The following is a 21594-nucleotide window of genomic DNA, read 5'->3' as shown; positions in this document are numbered from 1 at the left end:
CGGGCTCCCGATAGTCACTTCGCGCCGGCGCGATCCTCCCGCGGCCTGAAATTCTCGATCACCCTGAGCAGCACCCGTGCGCCGGCGTCGGCGTCGGCGAGCTCGACATGCTCGTCCGGGTGATGGCTGACGCCGCCACGGCAGCGGACGAAAATCATGCCAACATCGGCGATGTCAATCATGGCCATGCCGTCGTGCCCGGCCCCGCTCGGCAGGTCGAACACGGAAACGCCTTCCGCGGCGATCGCCTGCGCGATCTGGTCTTTCAGCCAGGGCGCGCAGGGTGCGGTGCGGTTCTGGTGGGTGACATCGAGCTGGAGCGCCAGCTGCCGGCGCTTAGCGATCGCCTCGATCTGCCTGACGACGTCGGCGACCGCGCGCTTGCGGTGCATGTCGGTCGGCGCGCGCATGTCGATGGTGAAGGACACCTCGCCCGGGATGACATTGGTCGCGCCGGGCCTCGCCTGGATGTAGCCGACGGTGCCGACCAGGCCGCCCTCGTCGGTCCGGCAGAACTGCTCGATCGCGCCGATGCATTCGGCCGCGCCGGTGAGCGCGTCACGGCGCAGCGCCATCGGCACGGTGCCGGCGTGACCGGCCATGCCGTTCAGCCGCACGGCCAGCCGTGTCGCGCCCGCAATCGCGGTGACAACGCCGACGGGCAGGTTCTGTGCTTCCAGCACCGGACCCTGCTCGATGTGCAATTCGAGATAGGCCAACAACTCGCGCCGGGCCCGCGCGGCCGCGCCGACATGGTCCGGGTCGAGGCCAAACTTGACGAGCGCATCGCGCATCGACACGCCGTCGCGATCGCGCGTGTTCAGGACGCTCTCGTCGAAAGTGCCGGCCACCGCACGGCTGCCGAGCAGCGTTGAGGCGAAACGTACCCCCTCCTCGTCGGCAAAGCCAATGACCTCGATCGCGAACGGCAGGCGCTTGCCGCGGCGATTGAGATCGGCGACGCAGGCGATGGCCGTGATCACACCCAGCGGCCCGTCCCATTTGCCGGCGTCGCGCACGGTGTCGTAGTGCGAGCCGAGCATCAGGCAGGGCGCCCCCGGCCGCTCGCCCTCATAGCGGCCGCAGACATTGCCGATCGCATCGAGATGCGCGCTCATGCCGGCCTCACGCATCCAGCCGAGGATGAGATCCGCAGCGGCGCGCAGCTCCTTGCTGAGAAAGATGCGGGTGAGCTTGTCGGTCTCTTCCGAAATCGCGCCGAGCTCGTTGATGCGGCGAACGATCTCCTTGCCGAGCAATGCATCTTGAACGGCGGTAGCAGCACCCATCTCGGTCGAGCTTTCCATCTTCTGGGACCGCGGCGGCGGCGGTCCTGGCGGCGATCGATACAAGTTCGGTGCCAGCAAAATAATGCGGCCGGCGCCGTCCCAATCAGCGCGTGGTTAGCATGAATGCGCCTCGCCGGCAGACTGTCCGACGCCAGTCATGCACATGCGAGAGCTGGTTAAGACTGCTCAACGCCACTGCATACAATAGAACGATATTGCCTATAAATTGATCTGCTATTTTCCTCAGCAGGATTCCAACAAGATATATATCATTTATTTTTCAAATACTTGGATCGCTATGCACACTTCATAGCCTCTGGCACAAAGCTTGCGACAACTTATCCCGGCTCCGCCAAACCGGCGGTGGCCGCGAGATCAAGGCGGGGCATCCGCCAAGGGGAGCAAGCAATGGATATTGGCAGGATTTCACGACGTCATTTGTTGCAGGGCGGCGCGGCCCTCACCCTCGGCGCGGCGGCGGGCGCCCGCCCGGCCTTCGCGGCCGACACCACCATCGGCTTCATCTATGTCGGCTCGCGCGACGACTACGGCTACAACCAGGCGCATGCCCAGGGCGCGGCAGCGCTAAAGAAGATTCCCGGCCTCAAGGTCGTCGAGGAAGAGAAGGTGCCGGAGACCGACGCGGTCGAGAAGACGATCGAGTCCATGATCAATCTCGATGGCGCCACCCTGCTCTTCCCGACCTCGTTCGGCTACTACAATCCGCACATGATCAAGATGGCCAACAAGTTCCCGAAGCTGCGCTTCGAGCACTGCGGCGGCCTCTGGACCGACAAGGACCCGAAGAACGCCGGCAGCTATTTCGGCTATATCGACGAAGCCCAGTACATCTCCGGCATCGTCGCCGGCTACACCTCCAAGAGCGGCAAGCTCGGCTTCGTCGCCGCAAAGCCGATCCCGCAGGTGCTGCGCAACATCAATGCCTTCGCGCTCGGCGCAAAGCTCGCCAATCCCAAGGCGACGACGCAGGTGATCTTCACCGGTGACTGGTCTATGCCGGTCAAGGAAGCCGAAGCCACCAACAGCCTGATCGACCAGGGCGTGGACGTCCTCACCTGCCACGTCGACGGGCCGAAGACGATGGTCGAGAACGCGGCGCGCCGCGGCGCCTTCGTCTGCGGCTATCACACCAACCAGTCGCCGCTCGCGCCGAAGGCGTATCTCACCGGCGCCGAGTGGAATTGGGAAGCGCTCTATCCGAAATTCGTCAAGATGATCGCCGCCGGCGAGAGCATCCCGAACTTCTATCGCGGCGGCCTCAAGGAAGAGATCGTCAAGACCTCGCCCTATGGCGAAGCCGTCTCCGCCGAAGCGCGCAAGCATGCCGACGACATCAAGGCCAAGTTCTTGTCGGCGGAAGGATACGCGATCTTCAAGGGAGGGCTCGTCGACAACAAGGGCAAGACGGCGATCCCTGCCGGCACCGATCGGGGCCAGAAGGATCCTGAACTCGAGAAGATGGACTACCTCGTCGAAGGCGTGATCGGAGCGACTTCGTGACGACGGAAGCGGCGGATTCCACTGAAGCGGTCGGGACGATTGCCCCGGCCGCCGATCCCGGCTTCCTCCAGCGCCACGGCGCGACAATTGAATACATCCTGATCCCGGGCGCGGCGCTGGCCGGCGCGCTCGTGGTCTTCGGCATCTTCGTCGCGATGTTCGGCAAGAACCCGCTCGACCTCTATTTCTACATGTACTACGGCGCCTTCGGCACCTGGTTCTCCTGGCAGAACACGCTGACGCGCGCAGCGCCGCTGATCCTCACCGCGCTCTGCACCGCGCTGCCCGCGCAGCTCGGCATGGTCATCATCGGCGGCGAAGGCGCGCTGCTGATCGGCGCGCTGTCGGCGACCAGCGCCGCGCTGCTGCTTCAGGGCATGCCTCCACTCATCGTGCAGATCGCCATGGTCATCGCCGGCGTGATCGGTGGCGGTCTGTGGATCATGCTATCCGGCGCGCTTCGGCAGTACCGCGGCGTCAACGAGACCATCTCGAGCCTGCTGCTCGTCTACATCGCGCTCGCGATCCTCAACCATCTCGTCGAGGGGTTGATGCGCGATCCCGCCAGCCTCAACAAGCCGTCGACCCGCGAGATCGGTGCCGCCAACATGATCGGCTCCATCCCCGGCACCGACGTGCATTGGGGTCTCGTCTTCGGCCTGATCGCGGCGATCGCCGCCTACATCCTGATCTATCACACCGTGTTCGGCTTCGCCGCGCGGGTCGCCGGCGGCAACATCCGCGCCGCGAAGATCGTCGGCCTCGGCGTCAGCAAGCTGATCCTGACCGTTTGCTTCCTCGCCGGCGGCGCAGCAGGCCTTGCCGGCATGGTCGAGGTCGCGGCCGTGCAGGGGCGCACCAACGCCAATCTCGCGGCTGGCTACGGCTTCACCGGCATTCTCGTTGCGTTCCTGGCGCGGCAAAATCCACTCGCCATCATCCCCGTCGCGATCCTGCTCGGCGGCATCAGCGCCAGCGGCGGCCTGTTGCAGCGCCGCCTGGGGCTGCCCGACGCCTCCGTGCTGGTGCTCCAGGGCATCATCTTCGTCTTCGTGCTGGCCAGCGATGCGCTCTACGGCCGCATCGGATTTTTGAAGGGAAGATCCTGAGATGGCAGACGGATCGATCGGACTCTGGACCGTCCCGCTCGCCGTGCTCGGCGGAGCCATTCGCGTCTCCACGCCTTTCCTGTTCGTGAGCCTGGGCGAATGCATCACGGAGCGCTCAGGCCGCATCAATCTCGGCCTCGAAGGCACGCTGGTGATGGGCGCGATGAGCGCCTACGGCATCTCCTATCTCTCGGGATCACCATGGTTGGGTGTGCTCGCCGCCGGCATCACCGGGGCGCTTCTCGGCGCACTGCATGCCGGCATCTGCTCGCTGCCGCGCGTCAACGACGTCGCGGTCGGCATCGCCCTGATGCTGTTCGGCACCGGGCTTGCCTTCTATCTCGGCAAGCCGCTGATCGAGCCCACCGCACCGCGGTTGCCCGCGATCGATTTCGGCTGGTGGAGCGACATCCCGCAGGTCCGCGCGGCGCTACGCGTCAATGTCCTGTTCCTGATCGGCGTCGCGCTCGCGCCGATCCTTTACTGGGCCTTCCGGACCACACGTTGGGGCCTTCTCATTCGCACCGCCGGCGAAAGCTCTGACGCTGCACGCGCCATGGGCCATTCCGTGCTGCTGATCCGCCTGCGTGCCACCATGGTCGGCGGCTTCCTCGCCGGCATCGGCTCGTTCCTGTCGCTGTTCTATCCCGGAAGCTGGAACGAGGGCCTGTCCTCCGGGCAGGGCATCACCGCGGTCGCGCTTGTCATCTTCGCGCGCTGGGATCCCCTGCTCTGCCTGTGGGCCTCGCTCGCCTTTGGCGGCGCCGCGGCGCTGGGACCGGCACTGCAATCGGTCGGCGTCACCTCAGGCTATCACCTCTTCAACGCCGCGCCCTACATCCTGACGCTGGCGATCATGATCATCACCTGCTCGCCCAAACGCACGCTGACCGGCGCGCCCGCCGAACTCTCGATCACACGGTAACACGCGACACGCAACGAGGTCGTCCATGCCCGAGCGCTACATCAAGTCCGAGCCCTATGCCTGGCCTTATAACGGTGACCTCCGTCCCGAGAACACGGCGCTGATCATCATCGACATGCAGACCGATTTCTGCGGGGTCGGCGGCTACGTCGACAAGATGGGCTATGACCTCTCGCTGACGCGGGCGCCGATCGAGCCGATCAAGAAGCTGCTCGCGGCGATGCGCGCCCAAGGCTTTCACATCATCCATACCCGCGAGGGCCATCGTCCCGATCTCTCCGACCTGCCCGCCAACAAGCGCTGGCGCTCGCGGCAGATCGGCGCCGGCATTGGCGACCCCGGACCCTGCGGACGTATCCTGGTGCGCGGCGAGCCCGGCTGGGACATCATCGAGGAGCTTAGCCCCCTGCCGGGCGAGCCCATCATCGACAAGCCTGGCAAGGGCTCGTTCTGCGCCACCGACCTGGAGTTGATCCTGCACGTGCGCGGCATCGAGAGCATCGTGCTGACGGGCATCACCACCGACGTCTGTGTCCACACCACCATGCGCGAGGCCAATGACCGCGGCTTCGAATGTGTCCTGCTGCACGATTGCTGCGGCGCCACAGACAAGTGCAATCACGATCATGCGCTGAAGATGATCAAGATGCAGGGCGGCGTATTCGGCGCGGTCTCGACCTCCGAGGCCTTCATAGGAGCGATTTCGTGATCATCGGCGAAACGCCTCCGCCCTCAGGCGCGTTCGGCGTCGACGCCATCGCCATGACCATGCGCTTCGGCGATTTCCTGGCGCTCGACAATGTCGAGCTGAAGGTGCGGCCGGGGTCATTCCATGCGCTGCTCGGCGAGAATGGCGCCGGCAAGTCGACGCTCGTGAAGTGCATTATGGGCTATTACCACGCAACCGAGGGCGACATCATCGTCGGCGGCCGCGAGCAGGCGATCGCCAACCCGAAAGACGCTCACGCCCTCGGCCTCGGAATGGTCTACCAGCACTTCACGCTGGTGCCGGCCATGACGGTCGCCGAAAACCTCGTTCTGGCACGTGATGATAATGTGCCGGCCGTGGTGGACTGGTCGAAGGAGATGAAGCAGCTCGAGGCCTTTCTGGCGCGGATGCCCTTCAAGGTGCCGCTCTCCGCAAGAGTCTCAGACATCTCGGCCGGCGAACGGCAGAAATGCGAGATCCTGAAACAGCTCTATCTGAAGCGCCGCTTCCTGATCCTGGACGAGCCCACCTCGGTGCTGACGCCGGCGGAGGCCGACGAAGTGCTCGGCATGCTGCGCGAGATGGTCGTCAAAGGCGAGCTGACGATCCTGATGATCACGCACAAGTTCCGCGAGGTCATGGCATTTGCCGACGAGGTCACGATCCTGCGCCGCGGCAAGCTCGCCGGAGCCGGCAAGGTTGCCGAGCTGACGCCGGACGCGATGGCGCGCACCATGATCGGCGCCGAGGAGCTGACCGTGCAGCCGCCGCGCACCGGCGAAGCCGGCCAGGCGCGGCTGGAGCTGGAAAAAATTCGCGCGCTCGACGACGCCGGCGCCATTGCCGTCCATGACGTTTCCCTCACCGTGCGCGCCGGCGAGATCGTCGGCATTGCCGGCGTCTCCGGCAACGGCCAGCGCCAGCTCGTCGAGGTGCTGGCCGGCCAGCGCGAGGCCGAGAGCGGCGAGGTCCGCGTCGCCGGCGATCCCTATCACGCCAGCCGCGAGGAGATGCGGCGCCACAAGATGTCGCTGCTGCCCGAGGAGCCGCTGAAGAACGCCTGTGTCGGCGGCATGAGCGTCGCCGACAACATCGCCTTCCGCGAGTTCGACCGCGCGCCGTTCGCCAGCGGCGGCTGGTGGCTCAATCGCAGTGCCTTCCGCAACGACGCCATGAAGAAGATCGGGCAGTACAAGATCAAGACTCGAACGCCCGATACGCCGATCTCGGCGCTCTCGGGCGGCAATGTCCAGCGCGCCGTGTTGGCCCGCGAGCTCGGCGGCGACGTCGAGGTGCTGATTGCCGCCAATCCCTGCTTCGGTCTCGACTTCGCGGCGGTGGCGCAGATCCACGCCGAGATCATGGCGGCCCGCAACCGCGGCGCGGCGGTGCTGCTCGTCAGCGAAGACCTCGATGAACTGCTCGAACTGTCCGATCGCCTCGTGGTAATGTTCCACGGCGAGTTCGTGTATGAAGCACGAACCAGCGAGGCCGATCTCACCGTGATCGGTCGGCACATGGCGGGACACTGACTGCGGAGGACCGATGGACGGCGCACGCGACGAGCACTTTCTGCGTCTGTCCTTTGCGGTCGCCCGCCGTTCCCTCACCCATGGCAACCATCCCTTCGGCTGCGTCGTCGTCGCTGCGGACGGCAAGGTGCTGATCGAGACCGAGAACGGCTACATGCCTGATTGCGACGGCACTGCGCATGCCGAGCGCCTCGCGGCCACGCAGGCCTGCCGCACGCTCAGCCGCGAGGTGCTGGCAGAGGCCACGCTCTACTCCTCGGCAGAGCCGTGTGCGATGTGCGCCGGGGCGATCTACTGGGCCGGCATCGGCCGCGTCGTCTACGGCCTCAGTGAGCACCGCCTGCGCGGCGTCACGGTCTTTGCCAGCGGCCAGCGACCGACGGAAGTCGTCGGGCCGCTGCTGGAGGACGAGGCCGAGGTGCTGCACGACGGCGTGTGGACGAAGTAGCCGCCACCACAAACTCGGAAGCGTAGGGTGGGCAAAGGCGCTCTTGCGCCGTGCCCACCATTTGAATGCAATCGAAGCAGAAGTGGTGGGCACGCTTCGCTTTGCCCGCCCTACGGCAGCGTCTTCCCGTAAATACAAATGGCGCCGCACGGGTCATGCGCGGCGCCATCGTTGCAGCTTGGAGTCTTCAGCCGATTAGAACTTCACAGTGATGCCACCGTAGACCGTCGATTCGGTGCAGCTCTTGGTGCTCTGGCCGGTCGCGGCGACCGTGCAGACACCCGCCATGGCGTTGTGGTCGAGACCGAACTTGTTCTGCCAGTAGCGGTAGGCAACCCAGAGGTCGACGAAGTGCGAGTACTTGTCACCCCAGACCGCCTTCGAGGCATCGAAGGTCAGGCGGATCGGTTCGCTGTTCAGCTCGGTCTTGGACTTGGTGCTGAAGATGCCGGTGCCAGACAGCGCGGGAAGGCCGTTCGAGTCGCCCTTCGGTCCGTACCAGCCGGCGCGGCCGCTGATCGACCAGAATTGCATGTTGGGCGGCAGGAAGCCGAGGTCCATGTAGTAGTTGATCTCGACGGCCCAGGTCGGGTTGTAGCTGACATTGCCGTCCGAGTTACACGTCACGCCCGCAACGCCCGGTCCGAACAGGCCGCACTGGGTGAAGGCGTTGTGGTTCGAGAACTCCCAGTACATCAACGGAGCGACGTTGATGTAGCCCTTGTAGGGAAGGTCGAAGGCGAACTGGAGACCGGCGACGACGTCGCGCTTGGCGGGCGCGAGGAAGGTGTTCTCGGTGTTGGCGTCCATGCCGACTTCGAACGAGATGTTGTGCAGCGGCCCCATGGTGAAGGCCTTGGTGTTGAAGATCTCGTTCCAGCCGAAGGTCGAGCGGAACAGGCCATAGATCTCGGTCGCACCCGCGCAGTCGCTGGCGGTGCCGCCGATGTTCACGCCGGGCGCGACGCAAGGGCTGGCGGGGTCATTGTGACCCGACTTGAACATCGAGATGGTGAAGAAGTTGGTGCCGTAGGCCCAGAGGTCGAAGTGGGTGAAGGAGTAGACCTGCTTGGCTGTGGTGCCGTTGATGCTGCCGTCGGGGCGAACACTCCACATGCCGGGGTCGGTGCCCTTGGGCATCCAGGAGAACGTGACGCGGTTGTCGATCACCAGGAAGAACGGGAGGTCGGCCGGCTTCTTGGCAGCCTTGACCGGCAGATCCGCCGCCTGGGCCAGGCCACCGGTAGCGAGCGTAGCAAGTGACAGCGCGGCGGCTGCAATTGCCTTGAAACGAAACGACATCCTGAATACCCCCAGTTTGGACACGTAAAAATGAATGTCCCTTGGGTGCGACACTTGCGCCGATCTCCCGGGGTGAGAAGCCTCAACTTTTTTCAAGGCATGCCGCTTGTTTCGGCAGCCGGTGGCTCTTCTCCGCGGAGTTTTGAGGATTCTTGTGCGCTCCCACCTGCCTGCATGCGGTAAGGCAGGGCGGGCCATTGCCGGACATTCCCGTTTGATTTTGTTTGCTTTTCATGTCGGGGCGAAAGGACAGACATGATGATCGGCGGCCATCGTCACGTCGGCCTGCAAATGCATACGCGCGGTGGCGCGACTTTGCTCAACTCCACGTCAAGCCTGCACAGCCGGTTCCGATTTGGCTTGAACCGTCACAAATTTGCAACAGACGTCACGCGCAAGCCGCGCCCGCAAGGACAGTCCTGAGGCGCTGGAGCACGATCCGCGCACGGCGAGAGCGGCGACTCGCCGTCATCAACCGCCTGCCGAAGCGTTGAGCAAGGGATGACGCTTTTTCACACCTTACGCGGCGGTTCAAACTAGCTCACTATTGAGGCACTTCACCCCATGCAAGCGCATCAGCGAATGTTAGATCCGACGCCTAACGGCCTGCATTCCGGCGAGTCCCCGCTGCTTCAGACGCTCGGGCTCACCAAGCGCTATGGGGATTTCCTCGCCAACGACTCCATCGACATCGATATCTGGCCGAAGGAAATCCACGCGCTGCTGGGCGAGAACGGCGCCGGCAAATCCACGCTCGTCAAGGCGATCTACGGGCTGATCCAACCCAGCGCCGGCGAGATTCGCTGGCAGGGCGAACGAATCGTGCTGTCGGGCCCGTCGGAAGCTCGCAGCCGCGGCATCGGCATGGTGTTCCAGCATTTCTCGCTGTTCGACAACCTCACCGTTGCCGAGAACGTCGCGCTCGGCCTCGATGGGAAAGAATCCTTCAAGTACATGTCGGCGCGGCTGGAGCAGGTGTCGAAGACCTATGGACTGCCGCTCGACCCCAGACGCGAGGTCTGGCAATTGTCGGTCGGCGAGCGCCAGCGCATCGAGATCGTCCGTGCGCTGATGCAGGATCCGAAATTCCTGATCCTGGACGAGCCCACCGCCGTCCTGACGCCGCAGGAGGCCGACCAGCTCTTCATCGTGCTGCAGCGGCTGAGGGCCGAAGGCCGCGCCATCCTCTACATCAGCCACAAGCTGGAGGAGGTGAAGCGCCTCTGCGACACCGCCACGATCCTGCGCGGCGGCAAGAAAGTAGACACCTGCAATCCCCGGCTCGAGACCGCCGCCTCGCTCGCGCGCATGATGGTCGGCGGCGAGATCAAGGAGGTCAAAGCGCCCGCCGGCCGCAAGACCACCGTGCCGCGGCTCGTCGTCAACGACCTCTCGCTCGCGCCGAGCGAAGCGCACGGCGTTCGGCTGGAGCACATCTCGTTCGAGCTGAAAGGCGGCGAGATTCTCGGCATCGCCGGCGTCGCCGGCAACGGCCAGGACGAGCTGTTCGCCGCGCTCTCCGGCGAGCGCCTGTCCAAGGACCCCGGCACGGTGGTGATCGAAGGCATCGCCGCCGGGCATCTGTCGATCACGCAGCGGCGCAAGCTGGGTGCCGCTTTCGTTCCCGAGGAGCGGCTCGGCCACGGCACCGCACCGCGCATGAAGCTGTCGGAGAACGCGCTGCTGACCGGGCACGCCGCCAGCGGCATGGTCCATCGCGGCTTCATCGACACCGCCGCGACGCTGAAGACCGTCGATCGCGCGACCGAAACCTTCGACGTGCGCAAGGCCAAGCGCGATCCGGAGGCTGCGAGCCTTTCCGGCGGCAATCTGCAGAAGTTCATCGTCGGCCGCGAGATCCTGCGCAACCCGGCAGTGCTGGTGGTCAGCCAGCCGACCTGGGGCGTCGATGCCGGCGCCGCCGCGGTGATCCGCCAGGCGCTGCTCGATCTCGCGACCGCCGGCGCCGCGGTGCTGGTGACAAGCCAGGATCTCGACGAGCTCGCCGAGATCGCCGACCGCATCGCCGTGATGTTCCACGGCCACCTGTCGGCGCCGCTCGCAACAAGCGAAGCGACCCGCGAAAAACTCGGCCTTTTGATGGGCGGCAGCAGCCTGGAGCCGAAGGAGGCCGCGCATGCAGTTGGTGCTTGAGAAGCGCGCCGAGCGCTCCAACACGATCGCGCTGGTCTCGCCGCTGATCGCGATCGGCCTGACGATCGTCACCATGACCATCCTGTTCGCGATCCTCGGCAAGAATCCGCTCCTCGCCCTGCATGCCTATTTCATCGCGCCACTGACCGACGGCTATTCGCTCCAGGAGATCGCGGTGAAGGCGACGCCGCTGGTGATGATCGCGATCGGCCTGTCGCTCTGTTATCTCGCCAATGCCTGGAACATCGGCACCGAGGGGCAATTCCTGATCGGCGCGGTCGCCGGAAGCTGGATCGCGGTGAAGACGCAAGGCACTGACGCCGGGGCCTGGGTATTGCCGGCCATGCTCGTGCTCGCAGCCGCTGCAGGCGCGCTCTATGCGCTGATCCCGGCGATCTGCAAGGTGAAGTTCGGCGCCAGTGAAATCCTGACCAGCCTGATGCTGGTCTATGTCGCCGACCTCTTCCTTGATTATCTCGTGCGCGGCCCCTGGCGCGATCCGCACGGCTTCAACTTCCCGACCACCGCCGAATTCGATCCGGTGGCGACGGTGCCGCTGCTGATCGAAGGCGGCCGGCTGCATCTCGGCTCGATCATCGCCCTGCTCGTCGTTGCGGCGGCAGCGATCCTGCTCGGACGAACCATCAAGGGTTTCGAGATTCGCGTAGTCGGCGCAGCGCCCCGCGCGGCGCGGTTCGGCGGATTCAACGCCGACCAGCTGATCATCCTGACCTTCGCGGTTTCCGGCGCGCTCGCGGGCCTTGCCGGCATCATTGAGGTCGCGGGTCCCGTCGGGCATCTCCAGCCCGGCATCTCGCCAGGCTACGGTTTTACGGCGATCATCGTCGCCTTCCTCGGCCGGCTGAACCCGCTTGGAATATTAATTGCAGGTCTTTTTCTCGCACTGACCTTTATCGGCGGCGAGCAGGCGCAGATCGCGATGAAGATCCCGTTGGATGTCACCAAGGTGTTTCAGGGCATTCTGTTGTTCTACGTGCTCGCCTGCGACTCCCTCATCCTCTACCGCTTCAAGCTGGTGTTCCCGAACCGACAGGTGGCCCGTGGAACTGGTTGAAGCCATCATCCTTGCGGTGCTCGCCGCCTCGACGCCGCTCCTGATCGCGGCGACCGGCGAGCTCGTGACCGAGCGCTCCGGCGTGCTCAATCTCGGCGTCGAGGGAATGATGATCGTCGGCGCGGCCTGCGGCTTTGCCGGCGCCTGGCTGACCGGCTCGATTCTGGTCGGCGCGCTGTTCGGCATCGTCGCGGGCGCGCTGATGTCGCTGATCTTCGCGCTGATGGCGCTCGGGCTGGCCGTCAACCAGGTCGCAACGGGCCTCGCGCTGACCATTCTCGGCATCGGGCTCTCCGGCCTGATCGGCGCCGGCTTCGTCGGCGAGCGCATCACGCCGGCTGCGCATCTCGCCCTTCCCGGCCTCACCGACATTCCGCTGGTCGGCCGCGTGCTGTTCGGCGAGGACGCCTTCGTCTATTTCTCCATCGCGCTGATCATCGGCGTCTGGTGGTTCCTGTACCGCACGCGGGCGGGCTTGATCCTGCGCGCCTGCGGCGACAATCACGTCTCGGCGCACGCGCTCGGCTATCCCGTGCTGCGCATCCGCACCTTCGCCGTGATGTTCGGCGGCGCCTGCGCCGGCCTTGCCGGCGCCTATCTGCCGCTCGCCTATACGCCGTTCTTCATTCCGGGCATGACCGCGGGTCGCGGCTGGATCGCGCTGGCGCTGGTGGTGTTCTCGTCCTGGCGGCCGGGCCGGCTCGTGGTCGGTGCTTATCTGTTCGGCGCGGTGACCATCCTGCAACTGCACGCGCAGGGCTGGGGCGTCGGCATTCCCTCGCAATTCATGTCGGCGCTGCCTTACCTCGCGACCGTCATCGTCCTGGTCCTGTTGTCCCGCGCGCGCACCGGCGGCTCGACCGCGCCGGCCGCGCTCGGCACCGTGTTCGTGCCTGACCGCTGAGTTTTCATTTCCGCGGCGGGCGCGATGGGGCGCGCACGCTGCGGATCGTGGCTTTCCCCGACTATCTGGAGATTGATGATGAGAAAATCACTTCTTGCGCTGGCTGCCGGGCTTCTGCTTGCCGGAAGCGTCAGTGCCGCCTCCGCCGCCGACAAGCTGAAAGTCGGCTTCATTTACCTCGGCCCGGTGGGCGACCTCGGCTGGACCTACCAGCACGAACAAGGACGCCTGGCGCTGGTGAAGGAATTGGGCGACAAGATCGAGACCACGACGCTCGAGAACGTCCCTGAAGGTCCCGACGCCGAGCGCGCCATCGAGCAACTCGTCCGCGCCGGCAACAAGCTGATCTTCACCACCTCGTTCGGCTACATGGACCCGACGCTGAAGGTCGCCAAGAAGTATCCGAACGTGCATTTCGAGCACGCCACCGGCTACAAGCGCGACAAGAACATGTCGACCTATTCGGCCAAATGGTACCAGGGCCGCTACATCCAGGGCCTGATCGCGGCCAAGATGTCGAAGTCGGGCGTGCTCGGCTATATCGGCTCGTTCCCGATTCCCGAGGTCGTCTCCGGCATCAACGCGACGATCCTCGCGGCGCAGACCATCAATCCGAACATCAAGGTCAAGATCATCTGGGCCAACACCTGGTTCGACCCGGGCAAGGAAGCCGACGCCGCCAAGGCGCTGATCGACCAGGGCGCCGACGTGATCATGCAGCACACCGACTCGCCGGCGGCAATGCAGATCGCCAGCGAACGCGGCAAGCTCGCCTTCGGCCAGGATTCCGAGATGATCAAGTTCGGGCCCAAGACCCAGCTGACCTCGATCCTCGACACCTGGGGCCCCTACTACATCGAGCGCGTCAAGGCCGAGCTGGCCGGCACCTGGAAGTCCGAGGACACCTGGGGCGGCCTCGACAGCCACATGTTCGCGATGGCGCCCTACACCAACATGCCCGACGACGTGAAGAAGATGGCCGAGGATGCCCAGGCCGCGATCACCGCCGGCAAGCTGCATCCGTTCAAATGCCCGATCGTTGGGCAGGACGGCAAGGAGGTCGAGTGCAAGGGCGGCGCCAATCTCGCTGACGGCCAGATCCTTGGCATGAATTTCTACATCAAGGGCATCGAAGACAAGCTACCGGGCAAGTAGCACGCTTCTTGCATTGCCTGGACCACCTGCTCCTCCCGGAGGAGGTTCGGAGGGGGTAGCCACAAGCACCCGGCACTTGTGGTTGCCCCCTCTTTTTAGTCCGCTCCTATCCCGCCTGCATCGCCCGCGCCGCGGAACTGTGGCGGCGGATGAGATCGGCGACATCCAGTCCCGGAATCGCGCCGTCGATCACGGCCCATTGTCCTGCCACCATGACCCGGTCGGCCCGGTATGCCCCGCACAGCACCAGCGCGGCCAGGGGATCGCCATGGCCGGAGAAACGCAGTTCGTCGAGCCTGAACAGCGCCAGATCGGCTGCCTTGCCCACGGCAATCTCGCCGAGTTCCGGCCGGCCGACACAGGCCGCCGAGCCCTTGGTCGCCCAGCGCAGGGCATCCTTGTGGCTGACCTTCGTCACCCCGTAGCGCGCCCGTTGCAGGAGGAACGCGGCCCGCACCTCCTGCATCAGATTCGACCCGTCGTTCGAGGCCGAGCCGTCGACGCCGATGCCGATCCCGACACCGGCATCCTCCATCTCGCAGACCGGACAGCAGCCGGACGCCAGAAGCTGGTTGCTACAGGCGCAGTGGCTGATGGTCGTTCTGGCCTTGCCGAGCCGCTTGATCTCGTCGGCGTTGAAAAAGATGCCGTGGGCGAGCCAGGTCCGCGCGTTGAGCCAGCCGCATCGCTCGAGATAGTCGAGCGGACGGCAGCCATACATCTGCTGGCAGAATTTGTTCTCGTCCTCGGTCTCGGCGAGATGGGTGTGCAGGCGCACGTCGAGCTTGTCGGCGAGATCGGCGGTCGCGCGCATCAGGGAGGTCGTCACCGAGAACGGCGAGCAAGGCGCCAGCGCGATCTGCACCATCGCATCCGCACCGCGCTGGTGATGTTTCGCGACGACGCGTGCGCTGTCGGCGAGGATCGTGTCCTCGTCCTGCACGACGCTGTCCGGCGGCAGGCCGCCGTCGCGCTGCGACAGGTTCATCGAGCCGCGCGTCAGCAGCACGCGCACGCCGAGCCGTTTTGCGACTCCGACCTCGATATCGACGGACTCCTCGAGCCCCGCCGGGAACACGTAGTGATGATCGGTCGTGGTGGTGCAGCCCGACAGCAGCAGCTCGGACATCGCCACGGTCACACCGAGCTCCAGCGATTCCGGCGTCATCCTCGCCCACACCGGATAGAGCGCCTGGAGCCAGGGAAACAGCTCGCGGTCCATCGCCGCCGGCAGCGCCCGCGTCAGCGTCTGGTAGAAATGATGATGGGTGTTGATAAGGCCCGGCAGCACGACGTGTTCGCTCGCGTCGAACACCGCGACATCCGCGGTCGCAGGCACGCCGCCGGCCGGCACGAGCTCGACGATCCGGCCATCCTTCACCACGATCCCGCGCCCGGCGCCGTCGGCGAGGATGGCCAGGGGGTCCCTGATCCAGATCGGCTTTGCGTCGCTCATGATCCTGTTTCTCCCCACATCCGCTGACGGCAGACCTGCAAGGCGGAGGCCAGCCCAATCGCGTTCCCGCTGCGACTTCTTGTTGCGACTTGGCTCTGGTCTTGCAAGACTTTCTCTCGGTACAAATCACTCGATGCAAGCGCTGGCGCAGCCATGGACTTGAATACCATCACAGCCGTAGCCCATCCGCAAACGCGCGCGCAGCTGCCCGTTTGGACGCCAGGCGATGCTTGGCTCGCAGGCGGCACCTGGCTGTTCTCGGAGCCGCAAGCGCAGCTGACGCGCCTGATCGATCTCACCGATCTGAAATGGCCGGCGCTGACGATCACCGAGAGCCATCTCGGCATCGCCGCCACTTGCACCGTCGCGCAGATCGACGGACTCGCCTGCCCGGCCGACTGGCTCGCAGCGCCGCTGATCAGCCAGTGCTGCCGCGCGTTCCTCGCTTCGTTCAAGATCTGGAAGACCGCGACCGTCGGCGGCAATCTCTGCATGTCGCTGCCGGCGGGACCGATGATCTCGCTCACATCAGCGCTCGACGGCGTCTGCACGATCTGGAAGGCTGGCGGCGGCGAACAGAAGATTCCCGTCATCGACTTCGTCACCGGCAACCAGCGCAACCGCCTGACGCCGGGAGACCTGCTGCGGCAGATCGATATCCCGATTGCCGCGCTGAAGCGCCGTACGGCGTTTCGCCAGATCTCGCTCGCCCCGGTCGGCCGCTCAGCGGCACTCCTGATCGGCAGCCTCGATAGCGACGGCACGCTGGCGCTGACAGTCACCGCATCGACGGTGCGGCCGATCCGCCTCACCTTTCACAAAGCCCCGGACGCGAGCGCGGTTCGCGACGCGATCGTGCAGCAGATCACCGATGACCTCTACCACACCGACATCCACGGCAAGCCGCTCTGGCGCAAGCACATGACGTTGCGGCTCGCCGAAGAGATTCGCGGCGAACTCCTGGGGGCAACGCCGTCATGAGCTTCGAGATCAACGGCAAGACGTTTCCGCAGGAGCCGCGCGCCGGCCAGTGCCTCCGCACGTTCCTGCGCGAGCTCGGTCATTTCGGCGTCAAGAAGGGCTGCGATGCCGGCGATTGCGGCGCCTGCACCGTGCTGCTCGACGGCGAGCCGGTGCACAGCTGCCTGATCCCGGCGTTCCGCGCCGAGGGGCGCACTGTGACCACGATCGAGGGCCTCGGCGGCGAGCACGGCGCGCATCCGATGCAGCAGGCCTTCCTCGATGCGCAGGGCTTTCAATGCGGCTTCTGCACCGCCGGCATGATCCTGACCTGCGCCTCGCTGAACCAGGCGCAGCGCACCGATCTCGGCGCCGCGCTGAAAGGCAATATCTGCCGCTGCACCGGCTATCGCGCGATCGAGGACGCGCTGCTCGGCAAGATCAACGTCGAGGAGAGCGTCGAGGCCGGCGCCGCCTTCGGCCGCAGCCTTCCGGCGCCAGCAGGTCCCGATGTCGTGCGCGGCAAGGCACGCTACACGTTCGACACGCAGATTGACGGCCTGCTGCACATCAAGCTGCTCCGCTCGCCTCACGCGCACGCCAGAATCACCGCGATCGACAAGTCTGCGGCGCTCAGCGTTCCCGGCGTGCATGCGGTGCTGACGCATGAGGACGCGCCATCGGTGCTGATCTCGACCGCGCGACACGAGAAGGACTGGATGGACCCCGAGGACACCCGCATCCTCGACGACGTCGTGCGCTTCATCGGCCAGAAGGTCGCGGCGGTCGTCGCCGAAAGCGAAGGCGCCGCCGAGGAAGCCTGCCGGAGGCTCAAGGTCACTTACGAGGTCCTGGCTGCGCTGATCGATCCAGAGCAGGCGATGGCGCCCGGCGCACCCATCATTCATCCCGACCGCACCACCGAGAACCGCGTCGCCGACGCCAGGCGCAACCTTGCGGCTGAGACCCATGGCGAGTTCGGCGATGTCGCAGCAGCACTTGCCACATCTGCCGTCACCTACGAAGCCACCTTCCACAGCCATCGCGTGCAGCACGCCGCGCTGGAGACCCATGGCGGCCTCGCCTGGCTCGACGCCTCCGGCGTGCTCAACGTCCGCACCTCGACGCAGGTGCCGTTCCTGACCCGGCGCGCCCTGTCCGACATTTTCCAGCTGCCCATGGACAGGGTCCGCGTGTTCTGCGAGCGCGTCGGCGGTGGCTTTGGCGGCAAGCAGGAGATGTTCGTCGAGGATATCCTTGCGCTCGCCGCGCTGAAGACCGGACGCCCCGTGAAGCTGGAGCTCACCCGCGAGGAGCAATTCATCGCGACGTCGACGCGGCATCCGATGCGGGTCCACATCAAGGCCGGTGCCGATGCCGACGGCAAGCTCACCGCACTCCAGCTCGACGTGCTCTCCAACACCGGCGCCTACGGCAATCACGCCGGCCCGGTGATGTTCCACTCGCTGTCCGAGTCCATCGCCGTCTACAATTGTCCGAACAAGCGGGTCGACGGCTACGCCGTCTACACCAACACGGTGCCATCGGGTGCGTTTCGCGGCTATGGCCTGCCGCAGACGCTGATCGCGATCGAGGCCGCAATCGACGAGCTGGCCGGGCAGCTCGGCATCAGCCCCTACGACATGCGCCGGCGCAACATCGTCAAGCCAGGCGACCCCATGCTGTCGCCGCCGCCATCCGAATTTCACGACGTGCTCTATGGCTCCTACGGGCTCGACCAGTGCCTCGATCTCGTCGAGCGCGCGATGCAGGCGGATGGCCCGCGGCCGGAGCTGTCGCCGGAATGGCTGATCGGCGACGGCATCGCGCTGACCATGATCGACACCGTGCCGCCCGCCGGCCACATCGCGGACGCCATGATCGCGCTCAACGACGACGGCGGCTTCGATCTTACCGTCGGCACCGCCGAGTTCGGCAACGGCACCAGCACGGTCCACCGCCAGATCGCGGCGACGACGCTGGCGACCACCGTCGACAGGATTCGCCTGCGCCAGTCCGACACCGCCCATGGCGGCCACGACACCGGCGCCTATGGCAGCGCGGGCACCTTCGTCGCCGGCAAGGCGACGCATGCAGCCGCCATGCAGCTTGCCACGGACTTGAGGGCGGCCGCGGCCGGCGCCTGGCTTTGCGATGTCGGAAGCTGCGCGCTCGAGGACGAGTTCGTCGTGAGCGGCGTCAGGCGCATGTCCTTTGTGGAGCTTGCGAAGCTTGCGCGCGAACGCGGCCAGCCGCTCGCAGCACAAGGCAATTCCGGCGGCACGCCGCGTTCGGTCGGCTTCAACGTGCAGGGCTTTCGCGTGGCGGTGAACAAGGGCACCGGCGAGCTCAAGATTCTCAGAAGCGTGCAGGCCGCCGACGCCGGCGTCGTCGCCAATCCCATGCAGTGCCGCGGCCAGGTCGAGGGCGGCGTCGCGCAGGCGCTTGGTGCTGCGCTCTACGAGGAGATGGTGATCGACGCGGACGGCCGCGTCACCAACGCCAAATTCCGCGACTACCACCTGCCCACCTTCGCGGACGTGCCGCGCACCGAAGTCTTCTTCGCCGAGACCTCCGACACCATCGGCCCCTTGGGCGCGAAGTCGATGAGCGAGAGTCCGTACAATCCGGTCGCCGCGGCGCTCGGCAACGCGATTGCAGACGCCACCGGCATCCGCTTCACGGCGCCGCCGTTCAAGCCGGACCGGCTGTTTCCGGCGCTGCACGATAAATTTGGTTAGGCCTATTTTGGGGGATTCATTCGTGAGCAGCGAGGTCCATCCCGTCGACGAAGTCCTGCCGGTCCCGCGCCTGCTCGCGCTCGGGCTCCAGCATGTGCTGGTGATGTATGCCGGCGCGGTCGCGGTGCCGCTGATCATCGGACGCGCGCTGAAGCTGCCGCCGGAGGACGTCGCCTTCCTGATCAGCGCCGACCTGTTCGCCTGCGGGCTTGCGACGCTGGTGCAATGCCTCGGCTTCCCCGGCGTCGGCATCCGCCTGCCCGTGATGATGGGCGTAACGTTTGCCTCGGTCGGACCGATGCTCTCGATGGCCGCCGCGCCCGACATCGGCCTGCTCGGCATCTACGGCTCCGTCATCGCCGCCGGCCTGTTCGGCATCGTCGCCGCGCCCTTCGTCAGCCGGCTGCTGCCGCTGTTTCCGCCGGTCGTCACCGGCAGCATCATTCTCGTCATCGGCATCTCCTTGATGCGGGTCGGGATCAACTGGGCCGGCGGCGGCCTGCCGACCTTGACGAAGGTCGTCGACGGCGTTGCCGGCAGCTTTCCCAATCCGGCCTATGGGCAATTGCAGGGGCTCGGCATTTCGCTGTTCGTGCTGCTTTTCATCCTCGGCCTGATCAAATGGGGCACCGGCTTCCTCGCCAACGTCTCCGTGCTGCTCGGCATCGTCGCCGGCGCCGTGCTCGCGACCATTCTGGGCGTGATGCATTTCGACAAGGTCAGTGCTGCCTCCTGGGGCGCGCTGGTGATCCCGTTCCGCTTCGGCATGCCGCAATTCCACCTCGTGCCCGTCGTCACCATGTGTGTCGTCATGATCGTGGTGATGATCGAGTCGCTCGGCATGTTCCTCGCGCTCGGCGACATCACCGGCAAGACGGTCGACCGCGAAGCCCTGAGCCGGGGCCTGCGCGCCGACGGCGTCGGCACGCTGCTCGGCGGCATCTTCAACACCTTTCCCTACACCTCGTTCTCGCAGAATGTCGGCCTCGTCTCCGTCACCGGCGTGCGCTCGCGCTGGGTGACGGTGACGGGCGGCTGCATCATGCTCGGCCTCGGCCTGTTGCCGAAGCTCGCGGCGCTGGTCGAGGCGGTGCCGCTGGTCGTGCTCGGCGGCGCGGGCCTCGTGATGTTCGGCATGGTCGCGGCAACAGGCGCGCGCATCCTCACCTCGGTCGATTTCCGCACCAACCGCTACAATCTCTTCATCGTCGCGATCTCGATCGGCTTCGGCCTGATCCCGCTCGCCGCGCCCGGGTTCTTCCGGAACCTGCCGCATGATCTACAGCCGCTGCTGGAGTCCGGCATTTTGCTTTGTGCGGTGGTCTCGGTACTGCTCAACGCCTTCTTCAACGGCTTGGGCGGCGGCGCTGCGGCCGAGGCGGATGCAGCGGCAGTCGCGTCATCCGCACAACATGTCTAGCTAGCTGCCGCGATAGGTCGCGTAGCTCCAGGGCGTGACCAGCAGCGGCACGTGGTAGTGATTTTCCGGCTCGCTGATCGCAAAGCGCAATGGGATCTCGTCGAGGAACGGCGGCTCCGATAGCGGCACGTTGCGCTCGGCGTAATATTTGGCGACGCGGAAGCGAAGCTCGTAGCGACCGATCGGAAGCGGACGGCCGCCGATCAACGGCTGATCGGTACGCCCATCCGCATTGGTGACGGTGCGCGCGATGACGCGGCTCTCGCCGAGACTCGCAAGCTCGATCAGCTCCACCGGGATACCTGGCGCGGGCTTGCCGGCGTGATTGTCCAGCACATGCGTCGAGAGCCGGCCATGCACCTTGAGCTTGTCGTCGGCGACGACGAGCTGGTCGAGCCGCAGCGCCGAGATGCGGCCGATCTCCTCGATCGCACGTCGCGTCTCGGTCTTGGCAATATTGAGCAGCCGCGTTTCGAAGTCGCGCAGCACGGAATCCTTCGTGTGACGGCGCACGCAGACGATGTAGGGGAAGCCGAACTTTTCACGGTACGCATTGTTGACGCGCTCGAACGCGGCATATTCGGCGTCCGACAGCCGGTCGAGCCCGGCGCTGTCCTGCTCGTCGGTCGATTCCGCCGTCAGGCCCGCGGCGCGCTGGGTCTTGTTGGCGAGATCGGGATGCGCCCGGATCAGCGCCAGCTGCACGTCGGGCTCGGCGCTCTGGATCGCGGCCATCAGCGCGGCGTGCAACTGGTTGATGCCGGTGAACGGCCGCTGCCCGGCGAGCTTCTCCGCAATCCACGGCGAATATTCGACGACATTGGCGAGGGCCGCGACGAAGTCGGCTTTGTCGGCGGCGTTGAGATCGGCGAGCGAGATTTGCGACATCACACC

At 65.6% G+C, this 21594-nt stretch carries 17 protein-coding genes; 13 read left to right on the top strand and 4 right to left on the bottom strand.

Annotation, left to right across the window (positions count from 1 at the left end; all coding sequences use genetic code 11):
• Positions 1–14: 14 nt before the first annotated feature.
• Entirely contained in the window at positions 15–1289 is a 1275-nt protein-coding gene (locus ACFLEY_RS13000) for an allantoate amidohydrolase (RefSeq protein ID WP_060912633.1), read from the bottom strand.
• A gap of 408 nt (positions 1290–1697) precedes the next feature.
• Here ACFLEY_RS13000 and ACFLEY_RS12995 point away from each other — a divergent pair, with 408 nt between their 5' ends.
• The 6 genes from ACFLEY_RS12995 to ACFLEY_RS12970 are packed head-to-tail and all read left to right on the top strand — an operon-like array spanning position 1698 to position 7533.
• Positions 1698–2810 (top strand): BMP family ABC transporter substrate-binding protein, encoded by a 1113-nt coding sequence (locus tag ACFLEY_RS12995; protein WP_060908367.1) that lies wholly within the window; start codon positions 1698–1700, stop codon positions 2808–2810.
• Positions 2807–3919: an ABC transporter permease gene (locus tag ACFLEY_RS12990; protein ID WP_060908368.1), complete on the top strand. Its 1113-nt coding sequence runs from the start codon at positions 2807–2809 to the stop codon at positions 3917–3919. The genes ACFLEY_RS12995 and ACFLEY_RS12990 overlap by 4 nt, the downstream gene beginning before the upstream one ends.
• A gap of 1 nt (position 3920) precedes the next feature.
• The gene (locus ACFLEY_RS12985; RefSeq protein ID WP_060908369.1) at positions 3921–4844 is read left to right on the top strand and encodes an ABC transporter permease; all 924 of its coding nucleotides are present in this window, start codon (positions 3921–3923) and stop codon (positions 4842–4844) included.
• A gap of 25 nt (positions 4845–4869) precedes the next feature.
• The gene (locus ACFLEY_RS12980) at positions 4870–5553 is read left to right on the top strand and encodes a cysteine hydrolase family protein (RefSeq protein ID WP_396604662.1); all 684 of its coding nucleotides are present in this window, start codon (positions 4870–4872) and stop codon (positions 5551–5553) included.
• Entirely contained in the window at positions 5550–7085 is a 1536-nt protein-coding gene (locus ACFLEY_RS12975; protein WP_060908371.1) for an ABC transporter ATP-binding protein, read from the top strand. Before ACFLEY_RS12980 ends, ACFLEY_RS12975 begins: the two co-directional genes overlap by 4 nt.
• 13 nt (positions 7086–7098) lie before the next feature.
• Positions 7099–7533 carry a nucleoside deaminase gene (locus ACFLEY_RS12970; protein ID WP_060908372.1) on the top strand — a complete coding sequence of 145 codons (435 nt, stop codon included), beginning with the start codon at positions 7099–7101 and terminating at the stop codon, positions 7531–7533.
• 195 nt (positions 7534–7728) lie between these two features.
• Here ACFLEY_RS12970 and ACFLEY_RS12965 read toward each other — a convergent pair whose 3' ends face one another.
• Positions 7729–8835 carry a hypothetical protein gene (locus tag ACFLEY_RS12965; protein ID WP_060908373.1) on the bottom strand — a complete coding sequence of 369 codons (1107 nt, stop codon included), beginning with the start codon at positions 8833–8835 and terminating at the stop codon, positions 7729–7731.
• Between the two features lie 582 nt (positions 8836–9417).
• Here ACFLEY_RS12965 and ACFLEY_RS12960 point away from each other — a divergent pair.
• From ACFLEY_RS12960 to ACFLEY_RS12945, 4 genes are all read left to right on the top strand, one after another.
• The gene (locus tag ACFLEY_RS12960) at positions 9418–10989 is read left to right on the top strand and encodes an ABC transporter ATP-binding protein (RefSeq protein ID WP_060908374.1); all 1572 of its coding nucleotides are present in this window, start codon (positions 9418–9420) and stop codon (positions 10987–10989) included.
• Positions 10973–12064: an ABC transporter permease gene (locus ACFLEY_RS12955; RefSeq protein ID WP_060908375.1), complete on the top strand. Its 1092-nt coding sequence runs from the start codon at positions 10973–10975 to the stop codon at positions 12062–12064. The genes ACFLEY_RS12960 and ACFLEY_RS12955 overlap by 17 nt, the downstream gene beginning before the upstream one ends.
• Positions 12051–12968, top strand: coding sequence for an ABC transporter permease (locus ACFLEY_RS12950; RefSeq protein WP_028174404.1), 918 nt, complete (start codon positions 12051–12053; stop codon positions 12966–12968). The genes ACFLEY_RS12955 and ACFLEY_RS12950 overlap by 14 nt, the downstream gene beginning before the upstream one ends.
• A 78-nt stretch (positions 12969–13046) precedes the next feature.
• The gene (locus ACFLEY_RS12945) at positions 13047–14123 is read left to right on the top strand and encodes a BMP family ABC transporter substrate-binding protein (RefSeq protein WP_060908376.1); all 1077 of its coding nucleotides are present in this window, start codon (positions 13047–13049) and stop codon (positions 14121–14123) included.
• A gap of 106 nt (positions 14124–14229) precedes the next feature.
• On the opposite strand, the gene ACFLEY_RS12940 is transcribed toward ACFLEY_RS12945, so the two are convergent.
• Positions 14230–15579, bottom strand: coding sequence for an 8-oxoguanine deaminase (locus ACFLEY_RS12940; protein WP_060908377.1), 1350 nt, complete (start codon positions 15577–15579; stop codon positions 14230–14232).
• Between the two features lie 153 nt (positions 15580–15732).
• Here ACFLEY_RS12940 and ACFLEY_RS12935 point away from each other — a divergent pair, with 153 nt between their 5' ends.
• Genes ACFLEY_RS12935 through ACFLEY_RS12925 form a run of 3 tightly spaced genes read left to right on the top strand, consistent with a single transcriptional unit; the run spans position 15733 to position 20700 of the window.
• A complete protein-coding gene (locus tag ACFLEY_RS12935; RefSeq protein ID WP_060908378.1) occupies positions 15733–16560 on the top strand; it encodes an FAD binding domain-containing protein in 828 nt (275 codons plus the stop codon).
• Positions 16557–19280: a molybdopterin cofactor-binding domain-containing protein gene (locus ACFLEY_RS12930; RefSeq protein WP_060908379.1), complete on the top strand. Its 2724-nt coding sequence runs from the start codon at positions 16557–16559 to the stop codon at positions 19278–19280. Before ACFLEY_RS12935 ends, ACFLEY_RS12930 begins: the two co-directional genes overlap by 4 nt.
• A gap of 22 nt (positions 19281–19302) precedes the next feature.
• Positions 19303–20700 carry a nucleobase:cation symporter-2 family protein gene (locus ACFLEY_RS12925; protein ID WP_060908380.1) on the top strand — a complete coding sequence of 466 codons (1398 nt, stop codon included), beginning with the start codon at positions 19303–19305 and terminating at the stop codon, positions 20698–20700.
• Here the strand turns inward: ACFLEY_RS12925 and uraD are convergent, their stop codons facing one another.
• Positions 20701–21588 carry a 2-oxo-4-hydroxy-4-carboxy-5-ureidoimidazoline decarboxylase gene (gene uraD, locus ACFLEY_RS12920; RefSeq protein WP_060908381.1) on the bottom strand — a complete coding sequence of 296 codons (888 nt, stop codon included), beginning with the start codon at positions 21586–21588 and terminating at the stop codon, positions 20701–20703.
• Positions 21589–21594: the final 6 nt, after the last annotated feature.

Source organism: Bradyrhizobium sp. YCK136 (assembly GCF_044570075.1).
Classification (GTDB): domain Bacteria; phylum Pseudomonadota; class Alphaproteobacteria; order Rhizobiales; family Xanthobacteraceae; genus Bradyrhizobium; species Bradyrhizobium diazoefficiens.
Note: the sequence above shows the minus strand (reverse complement) of the source record. Positions and strands in the feature narration are given on the sequence as shown.